This is a genomic window from Halomonas sp. WWR20, from assembly GCF_054602495.1.
Genome location: NZ_JBTRHR010000042.1, coordinates 1 through 255 on the forward strand (window position 1 = coordinate 1; position 255 = coordinate 255).

At 50.2% G+C, this 255-nt stretch carries 1 protein-coding gene; it reads right to left on the minus strand.

Going from position 1 to position 255, the window contains the following annotated elements; genetic code table 11:
• Nucleotides 1-255, minus strand: a 255-nt coding sequence (locus ACW4DH_RS19035) for a Spy/CpxP family protein refolding chaperone (protein ID WP_459637970.1), incomplete at both ends; no start/stop codon positions are given.

Consider the following 255-nt stretch of genomic DNA (forward strand, 5'->3'; position numbering starts at 1 on the left):
GTCAGAATGTTGTAAATCTTATTCTGCGTTTCCATACGGGCCAACATGCCGGCTTTGTGCTGCTCAGCCATCTTGTCGATTTGCGCTTCCGCTTTTGCTTTGTCAAACGTATTGCTCGCAATGATATCGTGCATTGCGCGGCGCTCTTCCAGCGGAGGACGTTTCATCTGATCGCGCTGGCTTTTCATGATCTCGCGGACCTGCTGTTTCTGCGCATCCGTCAGGTTCAGATCTTTAAACATCATGTCGTGATGC